This is a genomic window from Streptomyces sp. NPDC059534, from assembly GCF_042743475.1.
Taxonomy (GTDB): domain Bacteria; phylum Actinomycetota; class Actinomycetes; order Streptomycetales; family Streptomycetaceae; genus Streptomyces.
This window is the reverse complement of sequence record NZ_JBHWAQ010000006.1, coordinates 291,203-309,798: the sequence shown is the minus strand read 5'-3', so window position 1 is coordinate 309,798 and position 18,596 is coordinate 291,203. Positions and strand designations below refer to the sequence as shown.

The following is an 18,596-nucleotide window of genomic DNA, read 5'->3' as shown; positions in this document are numbered from 1 at the left end:
CACGGAAAGAGTGACCCAGTGGCTGCCGCCCGCCTCGTCGTCCTGGTCTCCGGGTCCGGTACCAATCTGCAGGCCCTCCTCGACGCCATCGCCGCCGACCCCGAGGGGTACGGGGCCGAGGTCGTCGCCGTCGGCGCCGACCGCGACGGCATCGTCGGTCTGGAGCGCGCCGAGCGCGCCGGGCTGCCCACCTACGTCTGCCGGGTCAAGGACCACGCCACCCGCGAGGAGTGGGACCGCGCCCTGACCGAGGCCACCGCCGCGTACGAGCCGGACCTCGTCGTCTCGGCCGGTTTCATGAAGATCGTCGGCAAGGAGTTCCTCGCCCGCTTCGGCGGCCGGGTCGTGAACACCCACCCGGCCCTGCTGCCCAGTTTTCCCGGTGCCCACGGGGTGCGTGACGCCCTCGCCTACGGCGCGAAGGTCACCGGGTGCACCGTCCACTTCGTCGACGACGGTGTCGACACCGGCCCGATCATCGCCCAGGGCGTGGTCGAGGTGCGGGACGAGGACGATGAAGCCGCTCTTCACGAGCGCATCAAGGAAGTCGAGCGCTCGCTGCTCGTCGACGTCGTGGGGCGTCTCGCCCGGCACGGCTACCGCATTGAGGGACGAAAGGTTCATGTCGGTGAACACGGACACCGTTAAGCCCATCCGCCGCGCGCTGGTCAGCGTCTACGACAAGACGGGGCTCGAAGAGCTGGCCCGCGGTCTGCACGAGGCCGGTGTCGAGCTCGTCTCCACGGGTTCCACGGCCGGGAAGATCGCCGCCGCCGGCGTGCCGGTCACCAAGGTCGAGGAGCTGACCGGCTTCCCCGAGTGCCTGGACGGCCGCGTCAAGACCCTCCACCCGCGCGTGCACGCCGGCATCCTCGCCGACCTGCGCCTGGAGTCGCACCGCGAGCAGCTCGCCGAGCTCGGCGTGGAGCCCTTCGACCTGGTCGTCGTGAACCTCTACCCGTTCCGCGAGACGGTCGCCTCCGGCGCCACCCCGGACGAGTGCGTCGAGCAGATCGACATCGGCGGCCCGTCCATGGTCCGCGCCGCGGCGAAGAACCACCCGTCCGTCGCCATCGTCACCAGCCCCGGACGGTACGCCGACGTGCTCGCCGCCGTGCAGGCCGGCGGCTTCGACCTGACCGCCCGCAAGCGGCTCGCCGGCGAGGCGTTCCAGCACACCGCCGCGTACGACGTGGCCGTCGCCTCCTGGTTCGCCGACGACTACGCGGCCGCCGACGACTCCGGCTTCCCGGACTTCCTGGGCGCCACGTACGCGCGCAAGAACGTCCTGCGCTACGGCGAGAACCCGCACCAGGGCGCCGCGCTCTACGTCGACGGCACGGGCGGCCTCGCCGAGGCCGAGCAGCTGCACGGCAAGGAGATGTCGTACAACAACTTCACGGACACCGACGCCGCGCGCCGGGCCGCGTACGACCACACCGAGCCCTGCGTCGCGATCATCAAGCACGCCAACCCGTGCGGCATCGCGATCGGCGCCGACGTCGCCGAGGCCCACCGCAAGGCGCACGCCTGCGACCCGCTGTCCGCGTTCGGCGGCGTCATCGCCGTCAACCGCCCGGTCTCGGTCGCGATGGCCGAGCAGGTCGCGGAGATCTTCACCGAGGTCATCGTCGCCCCGGCGTACGAGGACGGCGCGGTCGAGGTCCTCGCCAGGAAGAAGAACATCCGCGTCCTGCGCGCCGAGGGCGCCCCGGCCAACCCGGTCGAGGTCAAGCCGATCGACGGCGGCGCGCTGCTCCAGGTCACCGACCGCCTCCAGGCGGACGGCGACGACGCGGCGAACTGGACCCTGGCGACGGGCGAGGCCCTGTCCGCGGAGGAGCTCGCCGAGCTCTCCTTCGCCTGGAAGGCGTGCCGCGCGGTCAAGTCCAACGCGATCCTGCTCTCCAAGGACGGCGCCTCGGTCGGCGTCGGCATGGGCCAGGTCAACCGCGTCGACTCCGCGAAGCTCGCGGTCGAGCGGGCCGGCGAGGAGCGGGCGCGCGGCGCCTACGCCGCCTCCGACGCCTTCTTCCCCTTCCCCGACGGCCTGGAGATCCTCACCGCGGCCGGCGTGAAGGCCGTCGTCCAGCCCGGCGGCTCGGTCCGCGACGAGCAGGTCGTCGAGGCCGCGCAGAAGGCGGGCGTGACGATGTACTTCACCGGCACGCGCCACTTCTTCCACTGACGCCGAGACGGGGGCGTGCGGGCCGCTGGGCCCGTACGCCCCCGTCCGTCGTTTCCGGGCGCCGCCCGCCCTTCCCCTCCCGGGGCGGCGGCAGATCCGCCGAACGAGTGGACTCTGGTCTAATGGGTTGCTCTTTTGTCGGCCGCCGGTAGTGGGGGACGTGGTGTTGGACGTACTGAACAGGCCCGCTGCGGATTCCACCGACGCGGAACCGTCCGACGGGCTCTCCCCCGCCCCCCTCCGCCCGTATCTGATCCTCGCGGGCGTTCTCTGCGGGCTGTACTTCCTCTACTCCTTCGTCCAGTACACCCATTTCCGGACCCCCTCCTGGGACCTCGGGATCTTCGGGCAGTCGGTCCGGGCGTACGCCGAGTTCCGCGCCCCCGTCGCCGACATCAAGGGCCCCGGATTCCACATACTCGGCGACCACTTCAGCCCGGTCACCGCACTCCTCGCGCCCCTGTACTGGATCTGGCCCTCGCCGGTCTCCCTGCTCTTCGGCCAGGCCGCGCTGTTCGCCGCGTCGGCCGCCGTCGTCGGCCGCACCACCCAGCAGATCCTGGGCAGCCGTGCCGCGGGCATCGGGCTCACCGTCGCGTACGGGCTCTCCTGGGGGCTCCAGGAGGCGGTCAAGTCCGACTTCCACGAGATCGCGTTCGCCGTCCCGCTGCTCGCCCTGACCTGCCGGGCCCTGCTCCTCGGCCGCTGGACCGCGGCCGTCGCCTGGTCCGCCCCGCTCGTCCTGGTCAAGGAGGACATGGGGCTCACCGTCGCCATGGTCGGCGCGGTCCTCTTCCTCAAGGGCCGGAAGGGGCTGGGCGCCGCCCTGGCCGGCTTCGGCGTGGCGGCCTTCGCCCTCACGGTCCTCGTCCTGATCCCGGCGGCGAGCCGGCTCGGCCAGTACGACTACTGGTCCAAGATCGAGAAGACCGGGCAGGGCACCGAGACCTCGTTCGCCCAGGTCATCGGTGACGCGCTCGCCTCGGGCGAGCGGTGGGAGATGGTCTTCTACCTGCTCGCCATCACCGGCTTCCTCGCCCTGCGCTCCCCGCTGATCCTGCTCGTCCTGCCCACCCTCGGCTGGCGCTTCCTCTCCCAGGACGCCAACCACTGGGGCATGCACTGGCACTACAGCGCCATCCTCATGCCGATCGTCTTCCTGGCCCTGGTGGACGCCGCCCGCTCCGTGCGCACCTCGCCGCGCGCCTGGCTCGCCTCGTACGGGAAGGTCGTCGTCCCCGTCGCCACGGCGGTCGCGCTCGTCCTCGCCGCGAACCTGCCGCTGCGGGAGCTGCTGAAGTCGGAGACGTACCGCACGGACACCCGGGCCCTGGAGGCGCGGGCCGCGGTGGACGCGGTGCCGGACGGTGCCAGCGTGGAGGCGGACGTCTCGCTCCTCGCCCACCTCACGGCGGACCACCGGGTCTACTGGGTGGGCACGTCCAAGGGGGCCACCCCCGACTACCTCGCCTTCGACCTGTACGGCTGGTCGACGCAGGTGTCGGACCCGGCGCAGCTGGCTTCGCAACTGCATCCGGAGGCGCGCTACGAGATCACGTACCGCTCGGACGGGTTCGCGGTGCTGAAGCGGGTCTGAGACGAGAACGGCGGAGGGGCCGGGTTCCGCACCTTTCGGTGCGGAACCCGGCCCCTCACCGGTTCACGCTCAGTACTGCTGCTTGTTCCGGTTGAACCAGGCCGAGCCGTCCGACTTCGCCGTGAAGACGATGACCAGGACGGCGAGCGCCAGGCTGATGATGCCCAGGGGCAGCGAGAAGAGGCTGAAGAGCGCGCCGACCGCGCCGTAGACGATCGAGCCGATGCGGACGCCGTTGCCGCCGGAGCGGAACTTGGCGGCCAGCACCATGCCGACGGCCGCGAAGACGAGCGAGATGACACCCGCGACGATCAGGAGGCCCTGACCGAAGTCGGCGAACGCCTGGGCGTCGGCGGACGAGGCGCCCGACTTCTCCAGCTCGCTGTCGACGGCGAAGGACAGGCCGATGACGGCGATGCCGCCGATCAGGTTGAAGGCGCCGAGGATCCACAGCATCACGCGGGCGGCCTTCACACCGCCGGGCATCTCGGTCGGACCGGCCGGGTAGCCGCCGTACGGGGAGACCGGCGGGGCGGCCGGGTAGCCGTAGCCCTGCTGCGGCGGGACGCCCTGGGGGGTCTGCTGCGGGTAGCCGTATCCGGGCTGCTGGCCCTGGCCCTGCTGCTGGCCGTAGGGGTTGTTCGGGTCGCCGAAGCTCATCGCGGGATTCCTCCGTGAATTTCTCTGTGCGGGGACGACGCGGCCCGCGCGGAGGACTTTCACGGCATTTGAGCGGATTTCCCCCCGGCACTTTCCGCGGTACTGCGCGGATCATCGTCGTCGCAAGGTCGACTTTTTGTCCAGTCGATACGCATCGGAGTTGTGCAAGTGCAACCTGTCGCCCCGTATGACGGGTTCTGCGGCAGAGCGAATTGGAACAAGGCGGGGGTCATCCGGGAGGATGTCCCCATGAGCGCCCAGATTCTCGATGGCAAGGCCACCGCAGCCGCGATCAAGTCCGATCTGACCGTCCGTGTGGCGGCCCTCAAGGAGAAGGGCATCACGCCCGGCCTCGGCACCGTCCTGGTCGGCGAGGACCCCGCCAGCCAGAAGTACGTGGCCGGCAAGCACCGCGACTGCGCGCAGGTCGGGCTCGCCTCGATCCAGCGCACGCTGCCCGCCACCGCCACCCAGGAGGAGATCGAGGCGGTCGTACGGGAGCTCAACGAGGACCCCGCCTGCACCGGCTACATCGTCCAGCTCCCGCTGCCCAAGGGCATCGACGAGAACCGCATCCTGGAGCTGATGGACCCGGCCAAGGACGCCGACGGCCTGCACCCGACCAACCTCGGCCGCCTCGTGCTCAACGAGCCCGCCCCGCTGCCCTGCACGCCGAACGGCGTCATCACGCTGCTGCGCGCGCACGGCGTGGAGATCAACGGCGCCGAGGTCGTCGTCGTCGGCCGCGGTGTCACCATCGGACGCCCGATGCCGCTGATCCTCACCCGCCGCTCGGAGAACGCGACCGTGACCCAGTGCCACACCGGCACCCGGGACCTCTCGGCGCACCTGCGCAACGCCGACATCATCGTGGCGGCGGCCGGTGTGCCGCACCTGATCAAGCCCGAGGACGTGAAGCCGGGCGCGGCCGTCCTCGACGTCGGCGTCTCGCGCAACGGCGAGGGCAAGATCCTCGGCGACGTGGACCCGGGCGTCGCCGAGGTGGCGGCCTGGATCTCCCCGAACCCGGGCGGTGTCGGCCCGATGACCCGCGCGCAGCTCCTCGTCAACGTCGTCGAGGCCGCCGAGCGCGCGGCCGCGGCGCTCTGACGTGACCCCCGGGACCCCGGGCGGGCCGGACGCCACGACGGGCGACGGCGTGCCGTCCGGCGGTGCGACAGCCGACGGTGCGGCGGCCGACGCAGCGGCGTCGGAGGGTACGGCGCCGGAGGGTGCGACGGCCGACGGGGCCGACGCCACGGCCTCCGCGTCCGGTGCGGCGCCGGCGGTCGCGGAACCCGCGGCCGAGGCCGGGGCGAAGCGCGGTCCGTGGAAGCGGCCCGCGCCCGGCCTCACCACCGACACCGCGCGGCCCGAGGGCGGTGGCCGGGCGGCGCCAGGCGACGCCTCGGCGCCCGCGCGGCAGTGGCCGCTGCTGACCGTCCTCGGACTCGCCGGGATCGGCCTCCTCGTGGTGGGCACGGACCCGTTCCCGCAGGCGTTCCGGGTGGGAGCGATCGTGGTCGGAGTCGCGCTCCTCGCGGGGGCCGCGCTGCGCCGGGTGCTGCCGTCGGTGGGCATGCTGGCCGTCCGGTCCCGCTTCACGGACATGATCACGTACGGCGTGATGGGCAGCCTGATCGTGCTGCTCGCGCTCATGGTCCAGCCGGAGCCCTGGCTGCGGATCCCGTTCCTGGAGGACGTCCTCCATCTGACGGTCACCTAGGCCGCATCCCGAAAGTCCCGCCTGGCCCGCGACGCGGCCGAGGCCGCGTCCGGACGGACGCAGGCCCCGTTCGGCCCGCAGGTCCCGCGTACGACGCCCGCCCTCTCCCCCGTGGGAGGGCGGGCGTCGTCGTGATCAAGGGTCATGTACGTGCCAAGGCGAGGACAAGCTCCGTCGGCGCGCTGTGTCACGGAAGTGACCATTCCGGTACTTCGGCCGACCATCCGGTGCCCGCGTCGCCCCCGGACCTGCCATCCTTCGGGAAAGCAGGGACAAGGGGGATCGCACATGCCTCGCTGGAAGCCGCTGCCGGGCGAACTCGACCCGGACATCCGCGCGTTCACGGAGCGGCTCCGCCGCCTCATCGACCGCAGCGGTCTCGGAGTCGTGGCCGTCGCCGAGCGCACCGGCCACGAACGGGCCGCGTGGGACACCTATCTGAGCGCGCGTCTGCCCGTGCCCAGGAGCGCCGTCGTCACCCTCGCCGAAGCGACCGGCAGCGACATCGGCAGCCTCGCGGCCGAGTGGGAACGCGCCGAACGCGCCTGGTCCCGCACCACCCGGCAGCCCCCTGCCGCGCCCGGGGCCGCCCCTGCCGTCGCGGGGATGAGCGCTCCCGAGGCCACCGGGGCGAGTGCTGCCGCAGCCACCCTGGTGAGCGCTCCCGAGGCCACCACGGTGTCCGCGCCCGAGGACACCGTGGTGAGCGCTCCCGCAGTCGCCGCGGTGACCGCGTCCGAGGTCACCGCGGTGACCGTGCCCGCCGCCGCGGTGACCGGCTCCGTCGCCGAAGCCGGTGACGACCGCACCATGGAGATCCGGCGCCTCGACCGGGCCCACGGGCCCGGCCCCGCGGCCCCGCCCTCTCGCGGCCCCGCGCCCACGCCTTCCCCCGGCCCCACGCCCCCGCCCTCGCGTGTTCCGGCACCCGCCCCGGCCGCCGCCCCCTCCTCGAACGCCCCCGCCCGCCGGCCGACCGTTCTCCTCTACGCGGCCGGCATCCTCGGCGCGCTGCTCGTCGTCACCGCCGCGCTGCTCCTCGTCGACCTCGGGGGAGAGGGCGGGGCGGGCGGTCCGACGGCGGCCCCGCCGGTCACCACGGCGCCGACCACCGCGCCGCGCACCGGCCTCCCGGCGGGGGTGAAGTGCGCGGGTGCCGACTGCGCGGGCCGGGACCCGGAGGCCATGGGCTGCGGCGGGCCGCTCGCGGACACCGTCGCGCGGACCCGCGTCGGCGCCGCCCTCGTGGAGGTCAGGCACAGCGCCACCTGCGCGGCGGTGTGGGCGCGGATCACCGGGGCGGCGCCGGGGGACACCGTCACCGTGGAGGCGGCGGGCGCGGTCGAGCGCGCCGTCCTGGCCGAGGGCGCCGACAACGACGCGTACACCCCGATGCTCGCGGTCGCGTCCGCGGCGGACGCGCGCGCGTGCGGCACGCTCGTCGACGGGCGCGTCGGCTGCACCGTCAACCCGTAGGGGGTGCCGCGCCGATCGGTCCGGGCTCGTACGCACCCCCCGAAGGGGTCCCGGACGGGTGGCAGTGAGCCGGACCACAACGGGGTGGGGGTTGGGGAGGCCCCGGGTCGGATAGCCTGACCGCTGGAAATCTCTTCACGTCGAGACACCGATCGATCAGGCCGATCGATCGTCGATCAGAAGGGACGTCCAGCACCAGGGGCAGGGACCCCCACCGCCAGCTGTCTTACGGAGATCGCCATGACCCGCACTCCCGTGAATGTCACCGTGACCGGCGCGGCCGGCCAGATCGGCTACGCGCTGCTCTTCCGCATCGCCTCCGGCCACCTGCTCGGCGCGGACGTGCCGGTCAAGCTGCGCCTCCTCGAGATCCCGCAGGGCGTGAAGGCCGCCGAGGGCACCGCCATGGAGCTCGACGACTGCGCGTTCCCGCTGCTCAAGGGCATCGACATCTTCGACGACCCGAACCAGGGCTTCGAGGGCGCCAACGTGGCCCTGCTCGTGGGCGCCCGCCCGCGTACCAAGGGCATGGAGCGCGGTGACCTGCTCGCCGCCAACGGCGGCATCTTCAAGCCGCAGGGCAAGGCCATCAACGACCACGCCGCGGACGACATCAAGGTCCTCGTCGTCGGCAACCCGGCCAACACCAACGCCCTGATCGCCCAGGCCGCCGCCCCGGACGTGCCGGCCGAGCGCTTCACCGCGATGACCCGCCTGGACCACAACCGCGCGCTGACGCAGCTGGCCCAGAAGACCGGTGCCTCGGTCGAGGACATCAAGCGCCTCACCATCTGGGGCAACCACTCGGCGACCCAGTACCCGGACATCTTCCACGCGGAGATCGCCGGCAAGAACGCCGCCGAGGTCGTCAACGACGAGGCGTGGCTGGCCGACACCTTCATCCCGACCGTCGCCAAGCGCGGCGCCGCGATCATCGAGGCCCGTGGCGCGTCCTCCGCCGCCTCCGCCGCGAACGCCGCCATCGACCACGTCCACACCTGGGTCAACGGCACCGCCGCGGGCGACTGGGCCTCCATGGGCATCCCGTCGGACGGCTCGTACGGCGTCCCGGAGGGTCTCATCTCCTCCTTCCCCGTCACCTGCGTCGACGGCAAGTACGAGATCGTCCAGGGCCTGGAGATCAACGACTTCTCCCGTGCCCGCATCGACGCGTCCGTGGCGGAGCTCGCCGAGGAGCGCGACGCGGTGCGCGAGCTCGGCCTGATCTGAGCCGCAGCCTGATACGGGCCGCGGCTTGAACCGAGCCGCGGCCCGATCCGAGCCTCGGCTCCCACGCGCTCGGCGCCCCCGGACCGCACGACCGACCGTGCGGCCCGGGGGCGTCGTTTTTTCGCGCCGACACGGAACCCCGACCTCCCCTATGCTGTCCAACCGGTTCCCGGCCAACTGGGTCGAAGACAGGGACAGTTCCAAACAATCGGGGGAGTTTTGGCGCAGTCGTTCGTACCTCATCAGCCCGGTCAGCCGCCGAGCGAACCGCCCGCCATGCCGGCCGCCGCGGACCCGCGCCGCTTGCCGGCGGCCAGCGAGGCGACCCGTCTCCTGTGCGCCGGCACGTACCTCGACGACGGATTCCGCGACGCGGTCATCGACCAGCTGTACGTCCACGAGGAGCGCTTCGCCGCCCCGTCCCTCGGCTACGACGCGAGCCGCGTCCTCGCCCACGCGCTGCGCGCCCGCCGCGTCGAACTCGGCTGGGCCGCGGGCATCCTCGCCCTCTGGATCGTCGCGATCCCGCTCACCAAGGGCCTGATCGCCCTCCTGATCGCGCCGTTCCTGCTGCTCGGCCTGGCCCGGTGGGTGCGCGGCCGCGCCGTGAACGCCCCGGTCTACCGGCTCGTCCCCGCCTTCGTCCTGCGTTGGTACGGGCGGCTGCTGTTCCTCCAGGCCGCCCTGCTCCTCTTCTTCCTCGCCGTCGGCGACGAGGAGTCCGGCGGGGACTTCCTCGGCGAAGTGTCCGACACGGGCGAGGTCCTCGACGTCGCCCTCAGCCTCGCCGCCCAGGAGATGTGGGGCATCGGCAAGCTGGAGGTGTGGATCACCATCGCCGTGCCGCTGCTCGTGGCCTGGGCGGTGGCCACCCAGCGCGGAATGTTCGCCCGCGCGCTCACCCAGGAGCTCTCCCGGGAGCGGTTCCCCGACCAGCGCGCCGACCCGGCCGAGCAGGCCGAGGGCGCCCGGTCCAGGAGGCTGCGCGACCGGATCCGCGTCGAGCAGCACGCACGGCTCATCATGTACGGGGCCGAGGAGCCGTTCTGCGGCGCCGGCGAGCCGTACGAGCCCTGGTCGCTCTCCATCGAGCTGCGCCCCCGCAAGAACCTCGACGGCAAGGCGCCCGAACCGCTCGACAACAGCGCCATCATGCGCCACGTCGTCCCGCTGGTGGAGGCGCTGCGCGTGCCCTCCGCGCACGGCTCGCCGCAGCTCCGGGACGCCGTACGGGACCGGCTGCGCGAGCTGGAGATCGACGAGGTCGTGTTCCTGCCCGTCGACGGACTGCCGGCCCGCGCCGCCGCGCCGTACACCGCGGAGGGCTTCGAGGCGCACCGTTCGGGCGCCATCGAGGAGGGCGGCGAGACCCGCCGCCACTTCCTTCGGATCAGGGTCGGCGGCTGGGGCGAGGAGATCGTCACGACCGTCTTCGTCCGCGTCCACACGCAGGGCGGCATGCTGATGCTGGAGGTCGCCCCGCACGTCCTGCGGCCGGTGAAGCCGCTCTACCGGTACGCCGACCGGAACGCCTACCGCTACCTGCACAACCACCACTTCGGCAAGGCCGTCTGGGCGCTCGGTCAGACCCCGCGCTCCGCCGGACAGGCCATCGTCACGATCTGGCGCGCGCTCGGCCACGTGTGGCGGGTGCTGACGGCGGGCCACGCCAACGCGCTGCCCGAGGGGCCCGAGGTCTCCGTCCGCGAGCTCGGCTCCGACGACGACGCCTCCCTCTTCCAGGAGATGGACGTCCACCGCTACCTGAAGAGCGTGCAGGACCGCGTCGCGAACGGCGTCACGGCCGCGCTCCGCCAGGCCGGTTACGAGACGGCCGAGTTCGAGCAGAAGATCGTGCACATCGCCGAGGGCGGCACGTTCATCGAGAACACCAAGGGCAACGTCACGGTCGGCAACAACAACACCGTGACCAGCAAGAACTTCACCACTTCGACGACCGGAGGCGACCGTGGCTGACAGCGACAACTCCCGTGACCGCGGCGGCATCCACGTCGCCAACACCGGCGGCAACGTCACCATCGGCGACAACAACACCGTCACCAGCACGGTGAACGGCACCGGGCCGGCCCGCGACCCGCACCAGGAGGAGCTGCTCCAGGCCATCCGCCGGTTCCGTACCGACCTGGCCGGCGTCGTCCCCTCCGAGCAGACGGCCGCCCTCGACGACGAACTGTCCGACGCCGAGGACGAGATCGAGGGCACCGGGCGCGCGGACACCGGCCGCCTGCGCCGGCTGCGCCGGGCCCTCGCGGACGCGGGCGCGGTGTCCGGGATCCTCGCCTCGGGCGTCGCCGTCGGCCAGGCCGTCGGCACCCTGCTCGGAGGATGAGATGAGTGGTTACGGGGGCGGGGCCCGCTGGAACGACGAGACACAGAGCTGGGAGACCGGGTCCGCGCCGGTAGTGCCCGCGCCGGTAGTGCCCGGGCAGGTAGTGCCGGCGCCGGCCGCGTCCGCGCCGGTCGTCCCCGAGCCGGCGGCCCCCGCGCCGCTCGCCGGTGGCGGCGGCAGCGGCCCCGTCGTACCCCCTCCGCCGCCTCCGCCGGAGTACGCGCCGGTGTACGCCCCCGAGTACGGTCCCGGCGGTACGCCGGCGCACGCGCCGCAGTACGTCCCGGAGACGGGTGGCTGGCATTACCCCGTACCCGGCGGCGCCCCGGCGGCCCGGCCGCGCGCGCGGGCGGCGGTCGTGGCGGGCGTCGCCGTGGCCGTCCTCGCGGCGGGCTCCGCGGGCGGCTGGCTGGTCTGGGGCAGGGACGACGGCAAGGACCCGGCGGCGGGCGGCCCGGCGGCCTCCGTCTCGGCCCCGCCGGAGGCCACCGACCCGAGCACCGACCCGAGCACCGACCCGGGCGGTGACCCCACCACCGACCCCGCGACCGGCACCCCGTCGGGCTCGCCGTCGCCGTCCGACACGTCCACCCCGACGGACGACGTGCCGCCGCCCGGCTACAGCGCGCAGCAGGACCTCAAGGGCTTCACGATCGCCGTCCCCGACGGCTGGGACCGCACCGAGTCCGACCAGGGCGTCTTCTTCAACGCGCCGGACGGCCGGAGCCTCGTCCAGGTCTTCGTCGTCGCCGAGGCCGGCCTGACCCCGTACGAGGCCCTGCGCGGGGCCTCCGAGGACGGCCGGACCAACAAGCCCGGGTATCAGGAGATCAGCCTCGAACGGGTCACCGGCGAACCCGGCGCCCCGGCCGACGCCGCCGAGCTGGTGTACGCCTACGACCGCGAGGGCGGCCGCCGCAAGGTCGTCGACCGCGCCTTCACCGCCGAGGACGGCAACCACTACGCGATCCTGGCCGCCGGCCCGGAGGCCGACTGGCCGAAGCAGCGCGAAGTGCTCCGCGTGGCCCTGGAGTTCTTCCGTCCGGGCGCCCACTGAGCGACGGCCGGCCGCGCCGGGCGCGTGTCCGGGGACCGCGGGCCCCGGCGGCGGTGGGGGTTCCGGCCGGTCAGGCGGTCGGGGCGCCGCCGTCCCGGAGCTTCGACGCGAGGGACGACAGGTCGTCGAGGGCCCGCAGGAGGAGTCCGTCGCCGAAGGTGATCCGGGTCGCGCCGAGGCGGCCGAGCTCGGCGAAGGAAGGGCCGCCGGGGACGGCCAGGACGTTGAGCGGGAGGTCGCCGAGGGCGGCGCGCAGGACCGGGAGGTCCGCGGGCGGGGCCCCGATCGGGTAGACGCAGTCCGCGCCGGCCTCCGCATAGAGCAGGGCGCGGGTCGCCGCGGCCTCCGCGGGTCCGGGGACCCCGCGGAGGTACACGTCCACGCGCGCGTTGACGAGGAGTTCGGGGCCCGCGGCGGCCCGTACCTCCGCCAGCCACTCCGCGTGGGCCCGCGGGTCCTTGAGCGCGCGGTCCGGCCCGGTGTCCTCCAGGTTGACGCCGACGGCGCCGGACTCCCGTACCCGCTCGACCAGTTCGGCCGCGGGCAGGCCGTAGCCGCCCTCCAGGTCGGTCGTCACGGGTACGGAGACGGACCGGGCGATCCGCGTCACGGCGGCGAACATCTCGTCGGCCGGCGTCGCCCCGTCCTCGTGGCCGAGGGCGGCGGCGATCCCGGCGCTCGGCGTGGCGAGGGCCGGGAACCCGGCCGCCTCGAAGACGCGGGCGCTCGCCACGTCCCACGGGCCGGGCAGGACCAGCGGATCGTCCGCGGCCCGCCCATGGTGGAGGGCGCGCAGGGCGGCGGCCCGGGGGTCCCCGCTCACGCGGAGCGCGGGGTGTAGTGGCCGGGCGTCATCCGGGTGGTGACACCGATGCGGTTCCAGGCGTTGATCGTGGTGATCGCGGCGATGACGCGGGCGAGTTCGAGCTCGTCGAAGTGCGCGGCGGCCCGCGCGTACACCTCATCGGGCACGAAGCCGTCGGTGAGGACGGTGACCGACTCGGTCAGCGCGAGGGCCGCGAGCTCCCGCTCGGTGTAGAAGTGCCGGGACTCCTCCCAGGCGGAGAGCTGCACGATCCGCTCGACGGTCTCGCCCTCGGCCAGCGCGTCCTTGGTGTGCATGTCGATGCAGAAGGCACAGTGGTTGACCTGCGAGGCCCGGATCTTGATCAGGTGGTACAGGGTCGGGTCGACGTCCTTCGCCGCCGCCGTCTCCAGCCGGACCATCGCCCGGTAGTACTCGGGGAGCAGCTCGGCCAGGGCGAGGCGGGGCGCGTGTTCGTGGGCGTGGGCGGTCTTCTCGGCCGGGCTCGCGGCGGGCTGTGTCGTGGTGGTCATACCGATCACCGTACGAGTCCTGTGGCGCAAGGGTATGGTCCATTTCCATGGCGAACGAGTGGGCCACTTTCGGGGCCGACCTCCACCTGGAACTGCGCGGCCCACGGCTGCGCGCCGGCCTCATGGAGGCCCTGCGGGAGGCCGTGCGCAGCGGGCGCCTGGAGGCGGGCACCCGGCTGCCGTCCTCCCGGTCGCTCGCCGCCGACCTCGGCATGGCCCGCAACACCGTCGCCGACGCGTACGCGGAACTGGTCGCCGAGGGCTGGCTGACGGCCCGGCAGGGCTCCGGCACCCGCGTCGCACGGCGAGCCGCCCCCCGCAGGACGCCGGTCCAGGCCCCCGGCCCCGCCCGCACCGCGGCCGCCCGCACCACCGGGGGCCGCGCGCCGGGGTCCGCCGGTCCGAGGCCGGCCACACCGGTGGCGCCCCCGCCCGGGGGTCCCGCCCGGCCGGGAGGGGGACGGCCGGGCGCCCCGACGGGCCCGCGGCGGCCCGGCACCCCGGCACACGACCTGAAGGCCGGCACCCCCGACCTCGCCTCCTTCCCGCGGGCCGAATGGCTCAAGGCGTACCGGAGGGCGCTGACCGCAGCCCCCAACGAGGCGTTCGGGTACGGCGAACCGCGCGGCCGGATCGAACTCCGCACCGCGCTGGCCGAGTACCTCTCCCGGGCGCGCGGCGTGCACGCCCGGCCCGAGCGGATCATGATCTGCGCGGGCTTCGTGCACGGGCTGATGCTGATCGGCGAGGTGCTGCGGGGCCGCGGGGTGCGGGACGTGGCGGTCGAGTCGTACGGGCTCGACGTCCACGCGAACCTTCTGGGCCGGGCCGGGCTCGGGGTCCCGCCGCTGCCGTACGACGCACGGGGCACCCGGGTCGAGGAACTGACCGAGGAGGCGTTCGGCGAGGCCGGCGCCGTCCTCATGACGGCCGCCCACCAGTTCCCGCTGGGCGGCGCCCTGCCGCCGGACCGGCGGACCGCCGTCGTCGACTGGGCGCGCGCCGCGGGCGGCTTCGTCCTGGAGGACGACTACGACGGGGAGTTCCGCTACGACCGGCAGCCGGTCGGGGCGCTCCAGGGGCTCGACCCCGAGCGGGTCGTCTACCTGGGCACCGCGAGCAAGTCCCTCGCACCCGGCCTGCGCCTCGCCTGGATGGTGGTGCCGGAGGAGCTGATGGGCGAGGTGGTGGCCGCGAAGGGGGCCGTGGACTGGGTGTCGAGCGCGCCGGACCAGCTGGCGTTCGCGGAGTTCCTCGGCTCGGGGGCGTACGACCGGCACGTACGGGCGAGCCGGCTGCGCTACCGGCGCCGCCGCGACCAGCTGGTGGCGGCGGTGGCCGCCCACTCGCCCGAGACCCGGGTCAGCGGCATCGCGGCCGGGCTCCACGCGGTCCTGGCCCTCCCGCCCGGCACCGAACAGGAGGTCCTCCGGGCCGCCGCCTGGCACGGCCTTGCCGTCCAGGGCGTCAACCAGTTCCGCCGCCCCACCGTTCCGCCCACCCTCGACGGCCTCGTCGTCGGCTACGCCACGCCCCCGGACAGCGGCTGGCAGAACGCCCTCCGCGCCCTGTGCCGGGTCCTGCCCTGACGGATCCGGGGCGCCCGCGTCAGGGCGTGCCCGGGTTCCGTTCCGGCGCCGGGTCCGGCCCCCGTCCTGAGCCGGGAGCCGCGCGGTCGCCGGCGCGGTCGCCCGCGCCGGATTCCGTGCCGCCGCCCGTGCCGCCCGTGCCGCCCGCGTCGAGCCGCGCGGCGGCGTTCCCGGCGGGTTCCGCCGCGTCGGCCGGCGCGGGCGGTTCGCCGAAGCGGGCCAGGGTGAGGGAGCCGGCGACGGCGATGGCGAAGCCGGTGACCGCCAGCCAGCCGAGGCCCTCCCGGGTGCGGTCGCCGAGCCAGACGACCCCGACGATGGCGGGGCCGATCGTCTCGCCGAGCACCGCGCCGGCGGTCGCCGTGGTGACCGAGCCGCGCTGGAGCGCCGAGGTCAGCAGGAGGAACGCGGCCCCGCCGCCGACGAGGAGCGCGTACCAGACGGGGTCGGTGAGGTCGATGCCGTCGATGAGCCGGACCGCCACCTCCACCACCCCGAAGCCGAAGCCCGCGCCGAGGCCGAGGACCAGCGCCCGGGAGCGCGGCGGCAGCCGGCCCGCCACGACGCCCAGCAGCAGCACCCCGAACGAGACCGCGAGCAGCGCCCAGCGCAGGGCCTCCGAGCCGTCCCGGTGCCCCTCCTTGCCGGAGGCGACGGCCAGCATCGTGAGCCCGGCGCAGACCACGGCGACGGCCGTCCACTCCACCCGCTTCAACCGCACCTTCAGCACCCGTGAGGCGATGACCGCCGTGACGGCCAGGCTCGCGGCCAGAGCCGCGCCCACCACGTAGATGGGCAGGGTCCGCAGCGCCACGATCTGCAGGACGAACCCCAGCCCGTCCATGCCGAGGCCGGCGATGTAGCGCCACTGCCGCAGGGCCCGCCACATCAGCGCGACGTCGACCCCGCTGCCCGTTCCCGGCTCCGCGGCGCGGGCCGCCATGGCCTGGAACACCGAGGCGGCACCGAAGCAGACGGACGAGGCGAGCGCACAAATCATCCCGAGAAGCACGAAACGACTCTAGGTCCTGAGGCCGGAAATCACCGGCCTACACTGTGCGGTCGCGACGGTCGTGACCGCGATGGACGCGACCGCGAAGGGGAGGCGACGGACATGCGCAGGCTCAGGTCGAGCACGGTGGTGCTCGGTGGGATGGGTGTGCTCGCGGCGACGATCACCGCGTGCGGTTCGGATCCGGACAAGCGGTGCGTGGACCCGCTGACCCGCGAGGAGCTGCCCAGCTATCAGTGCGAGAGCGGCGGCGGGGGCGATGACGACGACGACAACGGCGGCACCACCCACCGCGGCTCGTACTACTACGGCGGTTCCGTCCGCGACCGGAAGGTGAGCGGCGGCAGCTTCGACAAGACGGCCGTCGACACCGGCGGCTTCGGCTGCTCCGGCACCGGCGGCGGCTGAGGCGGGCGCGGCACCGTGGAACGGCACACCATCGAGCCCCGTCCGGACTGGCAGCGGATCGTCGAGGAGCAGGGGCTTGTCTACCCGCTGACCCGCTACCCGGACGATTCGCTGCGCCCGTACTGGGACGAGAGCGCGTACTACTCCTTCACCCTGCCCGAGGTCGAGGCGCTGGAGGAGGTCGTCGAGGAGCTGCACGCGCTGAGCCTCGCGGCGGCCGCGCACATCGTCGAGCGCGACCGGTTCGCCGAGCTGGGGATCACCGACCCCCGGCTGGCCGGCCTCGTCGCCGAGTCGTGGCACCGCCGCGCCGAACTCCCCTCCCTCTACGGCAGGTTCGACCTGCGCTACGACGGCACGGGTCCGGCCAAGATGCTGGAGTACAACGCCGACACCCCCACCTCGCTCGTGGAGGCGGCCGGCCCGCAGTGGTTCTGGATGGAGGAACGGTTCCCCGGCGCCGACCAGTGGAACTCCCTCCACGAACGGCTCGTCGACGCCTGGCGGCGACAGGCCCACCTGCTGCCGCCCGGCCCCGTCCACTTCGCCCACTCGGACGGCGACGAGCTCGGCGAGGACCTGATGACGGTCGCGTACCTGCGCGAGACCGCCCAGCAGGCCGGGCTCGACACCGAGGCGCTCTCCGTCGAACGCATCGGCTGGGACCGCCTCTCGCGCCGCTTCGTGGACGACCGGCTGCGCTTCCTCCGCAGCTGCTTCAAGCTCTACCCGTGGGAGTGGCTGACCACCGACCGCTTCGGCCGGCACGTCCTGGACACCCTCGACAACGGCGGCGGGACCGGCACCACCTGCTGGATCGAACCCGCCTGGAAGATGCTGCTCTCCAACAAGGCGCTGCTCGCGATCCTGTGGGAGCTGAACCCGGGCCACCCCCACCTGCTCCCCGCCTACCTCGACGGTCCGCGCGAACTCGCCACGACGGGCGGCTGGGTCGCCAAACCGCTGCTCGGCCGCGAGGGGGCGGGCGTCACCTTGCACGAGGCCGGCACGGAGCCGTTCGTGCGGGACGGGGACGCCTGCTGCTACCAGGAGCTGGCCCCGCTGCCCGACTTCGACGGCAACCGGGTGGTGCTCGGCGCGTGGGTCGTCGAGGACGAGGCCGCGGGGCTCGGGATACGGGAGTCGGCGGGGCTCGTCACCGACGAGTACGCCCGCTTCCTCCCGCACGTCATCCTCTGAGACCTCCTCCGCGAGGAGACCTACTCGGCGACGAGACCTACTCCGCGACGTACTCCCGCAGCGGCGCGGGCGTCAGCCCGGCGGCCGCGGCCAGGTCCAGGGCTCGGGCCAGGTCCTGCGTCACCGTCTCGTTGAAGTGCAGCAGGATGATGTCGCCGGCCTTCAGCCGCGGGGCCGGCGGGGTCCACTGGCCCCAGGTGGTGAGGTCGTACGTCCAGGTCACGACCGCCTTCGCGCCGCAGGCGCGGGCCGTGGTCCGGGTGGTCGCGTCGTACGTGCCGTACGGCGGGCGCAGCAGCCGCGGCCCGTCGCCGAACTGCGCGAGATGCCGATCGCGGGCCCCGCACACCTGCGCCTTCTGGCCGGCGGCGTCGAGGGTGGTCAGGTCCGGGTGGTCGACGGTGCGGTTCTCGACGCGGGAGCGGCCCTGGTCGAGCAGCGTGTGGAAGTAACCGGAGTCGTACGAATAGGCGCCGGGGAGCAGGAACAGCGAGGCGGGCACCCGGCGGTCCAGCAGCAGCTTCGCGGCCGCCGGGTCGTGGTACCAGCCGTCGTCGATGGTGATGAAGACGACCGGGTCGGTGGTCTCGACGTGGGAGACCACCGGGACGGGCTCGGGCCAGGCCGCCCGGGGGGCGGCGTGCGCGGGTCCCGTGAACGCGCCGAGGAGCGCGAGCGGGACGAGGGCGGCGAGCGCGGCACGCACGGCGTGACGCAGACGGAGTCTCGGCATGGCCGCATCATTGGCCTAGACCAACTGTCGTG

18 protein-coding genes are annotated in these 18,596 nt (G+C 73.7%); 13 read left to right on the top strand and 5 right to left on the bottom strand.

The window, feature by feature from the left end:
* The first annotated feature begins 18 nt into the window (after window positions 1-18).
* The 3 genes from purN to ACFVZH_RS10605 all read left to right on the top strand — a co-directional run bounded on the left by purN (window position 19) and on the right by ACFVZH_RS10605 (window position 3,785).
* Window positions 19-648: a phosphoribosylglycinamide formyltransferase gene (purN, locus tag ACFVZH_RS10615; RefSeq protein ID WP_384895393.1), complete on the top strand. Its 630-nt coding sequence runs from the start codon at window positions 19-21 to the stop codon at window positions 646-648.
* Window positions 623-2,188: a bifunctional phosphoribosylaminoimidazolecarboxamide formyltransferase/IMP cyclohydrolase gene (gene purH, locus ACFVZH_RS10610; protein WP_384895391.1), complete on the top strand. Its 1,566-nt coding sequence runs from the start codon at window positions 623-625 to the stop codon at window positions 2,186-2,188. Before purN ends, purH begins: the two co-directional genes overlap by 26 nt.
* Before the next feature lie 175 nt (window positions 2,189-2,363).
* On the top strand, window positions 2,364-3,785 hold the full coding sequence (locus ACFVZH_RS10605; RefSeq protein WP_384895442.1) for a DUF2079 domain-containing protein: 1,422 nt from the start codon (window positions 2,364-2,366) through the stop codon (window positions 3,783-3,785).
* A 69-nt stretch (window positions 3,786-3,854) separates the two neighbouring features.
* On the opposite strand, the gene ACFVZH_RS10600 is transcribed toward ACFVZH_RS10605, so the two are convergent.
* Window positions 3,855-4,445, bottom strand: coding sequence for a hypothetical protein (locus ACFVZH_RS10600; protein WP_384895389.1), 591 nt, complete (start codon window positions 4,443-4,445; stop codon window positions 3,855-3,857).
* A 249-nt stretch (window positions 4,446-4,694) separates the two neighbouring features.
* Between ACFVZH_RS10600 and ACFVZH_RS10595 the strand changes: the two genes are divergently transcribed.
* The 7 genes from ACFVZH_RS10595 (at window position 4,695) to ACFVZH_RS10565 (ending at window position 12,284) form a co-directional block, all read left to right on the top strand.
* Window positions 4,695-5,555, top strand: coding sequence for a bifunctional methylenetetrahydrofolate dehydrogenase/methenyltetrahydrofolate cyclohydrolase (locus ACFVZH_RS10595; RefSeq protein ID WP_384895387.1), 861 nt, complete (start codon window positions 4,695-4,697; stop codon window positions 5,553-5,555).
* A gap of 1 nt (window position 5,556) precedes the next feature.
* Window positions 5,557-6,171 carry a DUF3017 domain-containing protein gene (locus ACFVZH_RS10590; RefSeq protein WP_384895385.1) on the top strand — a complete coding sequence of 205 codons (615 nt, stop codon included), beginning with the start codon at window positions 5,557-5,559 and terminating at the stop codon, window positions 6,169-6,171.
* Window positions 6,172-6,459: 288 nt separating this feature from the next.
* Window positions 6,460-7,647, top strand: a complete 1,188-nt coding sequence (locus tag ACFVZH_RS10585) for a DUF2690 domain-containing protein (RefSeq protein ID WP_384895383.1) — start codon at window positions 6,460-6,462, stop codon at window positions 7,645-7,647.
* A 240-nt stretch (window positions 7,648-7,887) separates the two neighbouring features.
* Window positions 7,888-8,877 carry a malate dehydrogenase gene (locus tag ACFVZH_RS10580; protein WP_384895381.1) on the top strand — a complete coding sequence of 330 codons (990 nt, stop codon included), beginning with the start codon at window positions 7,888-7,890 and terminating at the stop codon, window positions 8,875-8,877.
* Between the two features lie 276 nt (window positions 8,878-9,153).
* Entirely contained in the window at window positions 9,154-10,854 is a 1,701-nt protein-coding gene (locus ACFVZH_RS10575) for a hypothetical protein (RefSeq protein WP_384895379.1), read from the top strand.
* Window positions 10,847-11,227, top strand: a complete 381-nt coding sequence (locus tag ACFVZH_RS10570) for a hypothetical protein (protein WP_384895377.1) — start codon at window positions 10,847-10,849, stop codon at window positions 11,225-11,227. The genes ACFVZH_RS10575 and ACFVZH_RS10570 overlap by 8 nt, the downstream gene beginning before the upstream one ends.
* Before the next feature lies 1 nt (window position 11,228).
* Window positions 11,229-12,284 carry a hypothetical protein gene (locus tag ACFVZH_RS10565; protein WP_384895375.1) on the top strand — a complete coding sequence of 352 codons (1,056 nt, stop codon included), beginning with the start codon at window positions 11,229-11,231 and terminating at the stop codon, window positions 12,282-12,284.
* Window positions 12,285-12,354: 70 nt separating this feature from the next.
* On the opposite strand, the gene ACFVZH_RS10560 is transcribed toward ACFVZH_RS10565, so the two are convergent.
* Window positions 12,355-13,107, bottom strand: coding sequence for an isocitrate lyase/phosphoenolpyruvate mutase family protein (locus ACFVZH_RS10560; protein ID WP_384895374.1), 753 nt, complete (start codon window positions 13,105-13,107; stop codon window positions 12,355-12,357).
* Complete coding sequence (locus ACFVZH_RS10555) at window positions 13,104-13,622, bottom strand: carboxymuconolactone decarboxylase family protein (protein WP_384895372.1); 519 nt, start codon at window positions 13,620-13,622, stop codon at window positions 13,104-13,106. The genes ACFVZH_RS10560 and ACFVZH_RS10555 overlap by 4 nt, the downstream gene beginning before the upstream one ends.
* 47 nt (window positions 13,623-13,669) lie before the next feature.
* Between ACFVZH_RS10555 and ACFVZH_RS10550 the strand changes: the two genes are divergently transcribed.
* The gene (locus ACFVZH_RS10550; protein WP_384895370.1) at window positions 13,670-15,211 is read left to right on the top strand and encodes a PLP-dependent aminotransferase family protein; all 1,542 of its coding nucleotides are present in this window, start codon (window positions 13,670-13,672) and stop codon (window positions 15,209-15,211) included.
* A 19-nt stretch (window positions 15,212-15,230) separates the two neighbouring features.
* On the opposite strand, the gene ACFVZH_RS10545 is transcribed toward ACFVZH_RS10550, so the two are convergent.
* A complete protein-coding gene (locus ACFVZH_RS10545) occupies window positions 15,231-16,211 on the bottom strand; it encodes a hypothetical protein (protein WP_384895368.1) in 981 nt (326 codons plus the stop codon).
* Window positions 16,212-16,325: 114 nt separating this feature from the next.
* On the opposite strand from ACFVZH_RS10545, the gene ACFVZH_RS10540 reads away from it, so the two are divergent.
* Window positions 16,326-16,631: a hypothetical protein gene (locus ACFVZH_RS10540; RefSeq protein WP_384895366.1), complete on the top strand. Its 306-nt coding sequence runs from the start codon at window positions 16,326-16,328 to the stop codon at window positions 16,629-16,631.
* A 15-nt stretch (window positions 16,632-16,646) separates the two neighbouring features.
* Complete coding sequence (locus ACFVZH_RS10535) at window positions 16,647-17,831, top strand: glutathionylspermidine synthase family protein (RefSeq protein WP_384895364.1); 1,185 nt, start codon at window positions 16,647-16,649, stop codon at window positions 17,829-17,831.
* Window positions 17,832-17,868: 37 nt separating this feature from the next.
* On the opposite strand, the gene ACFVZH_RS10530 is transcribed toward ACFVZH_RS10535, so the two are convergent.
* Complete coding sequence (locus ACFVZH_RS10530) at window positions 17,869-18,564, bottom strand: polysaccharide deacetylase family protein (protein ID WP_384895362.1); 696 nt, start codon at window positions 18,562-18,564, stop codon at window positions 17,869-17,871.
* Window positions 18,565-18,596: the final 32 nt, after the last annotated feature.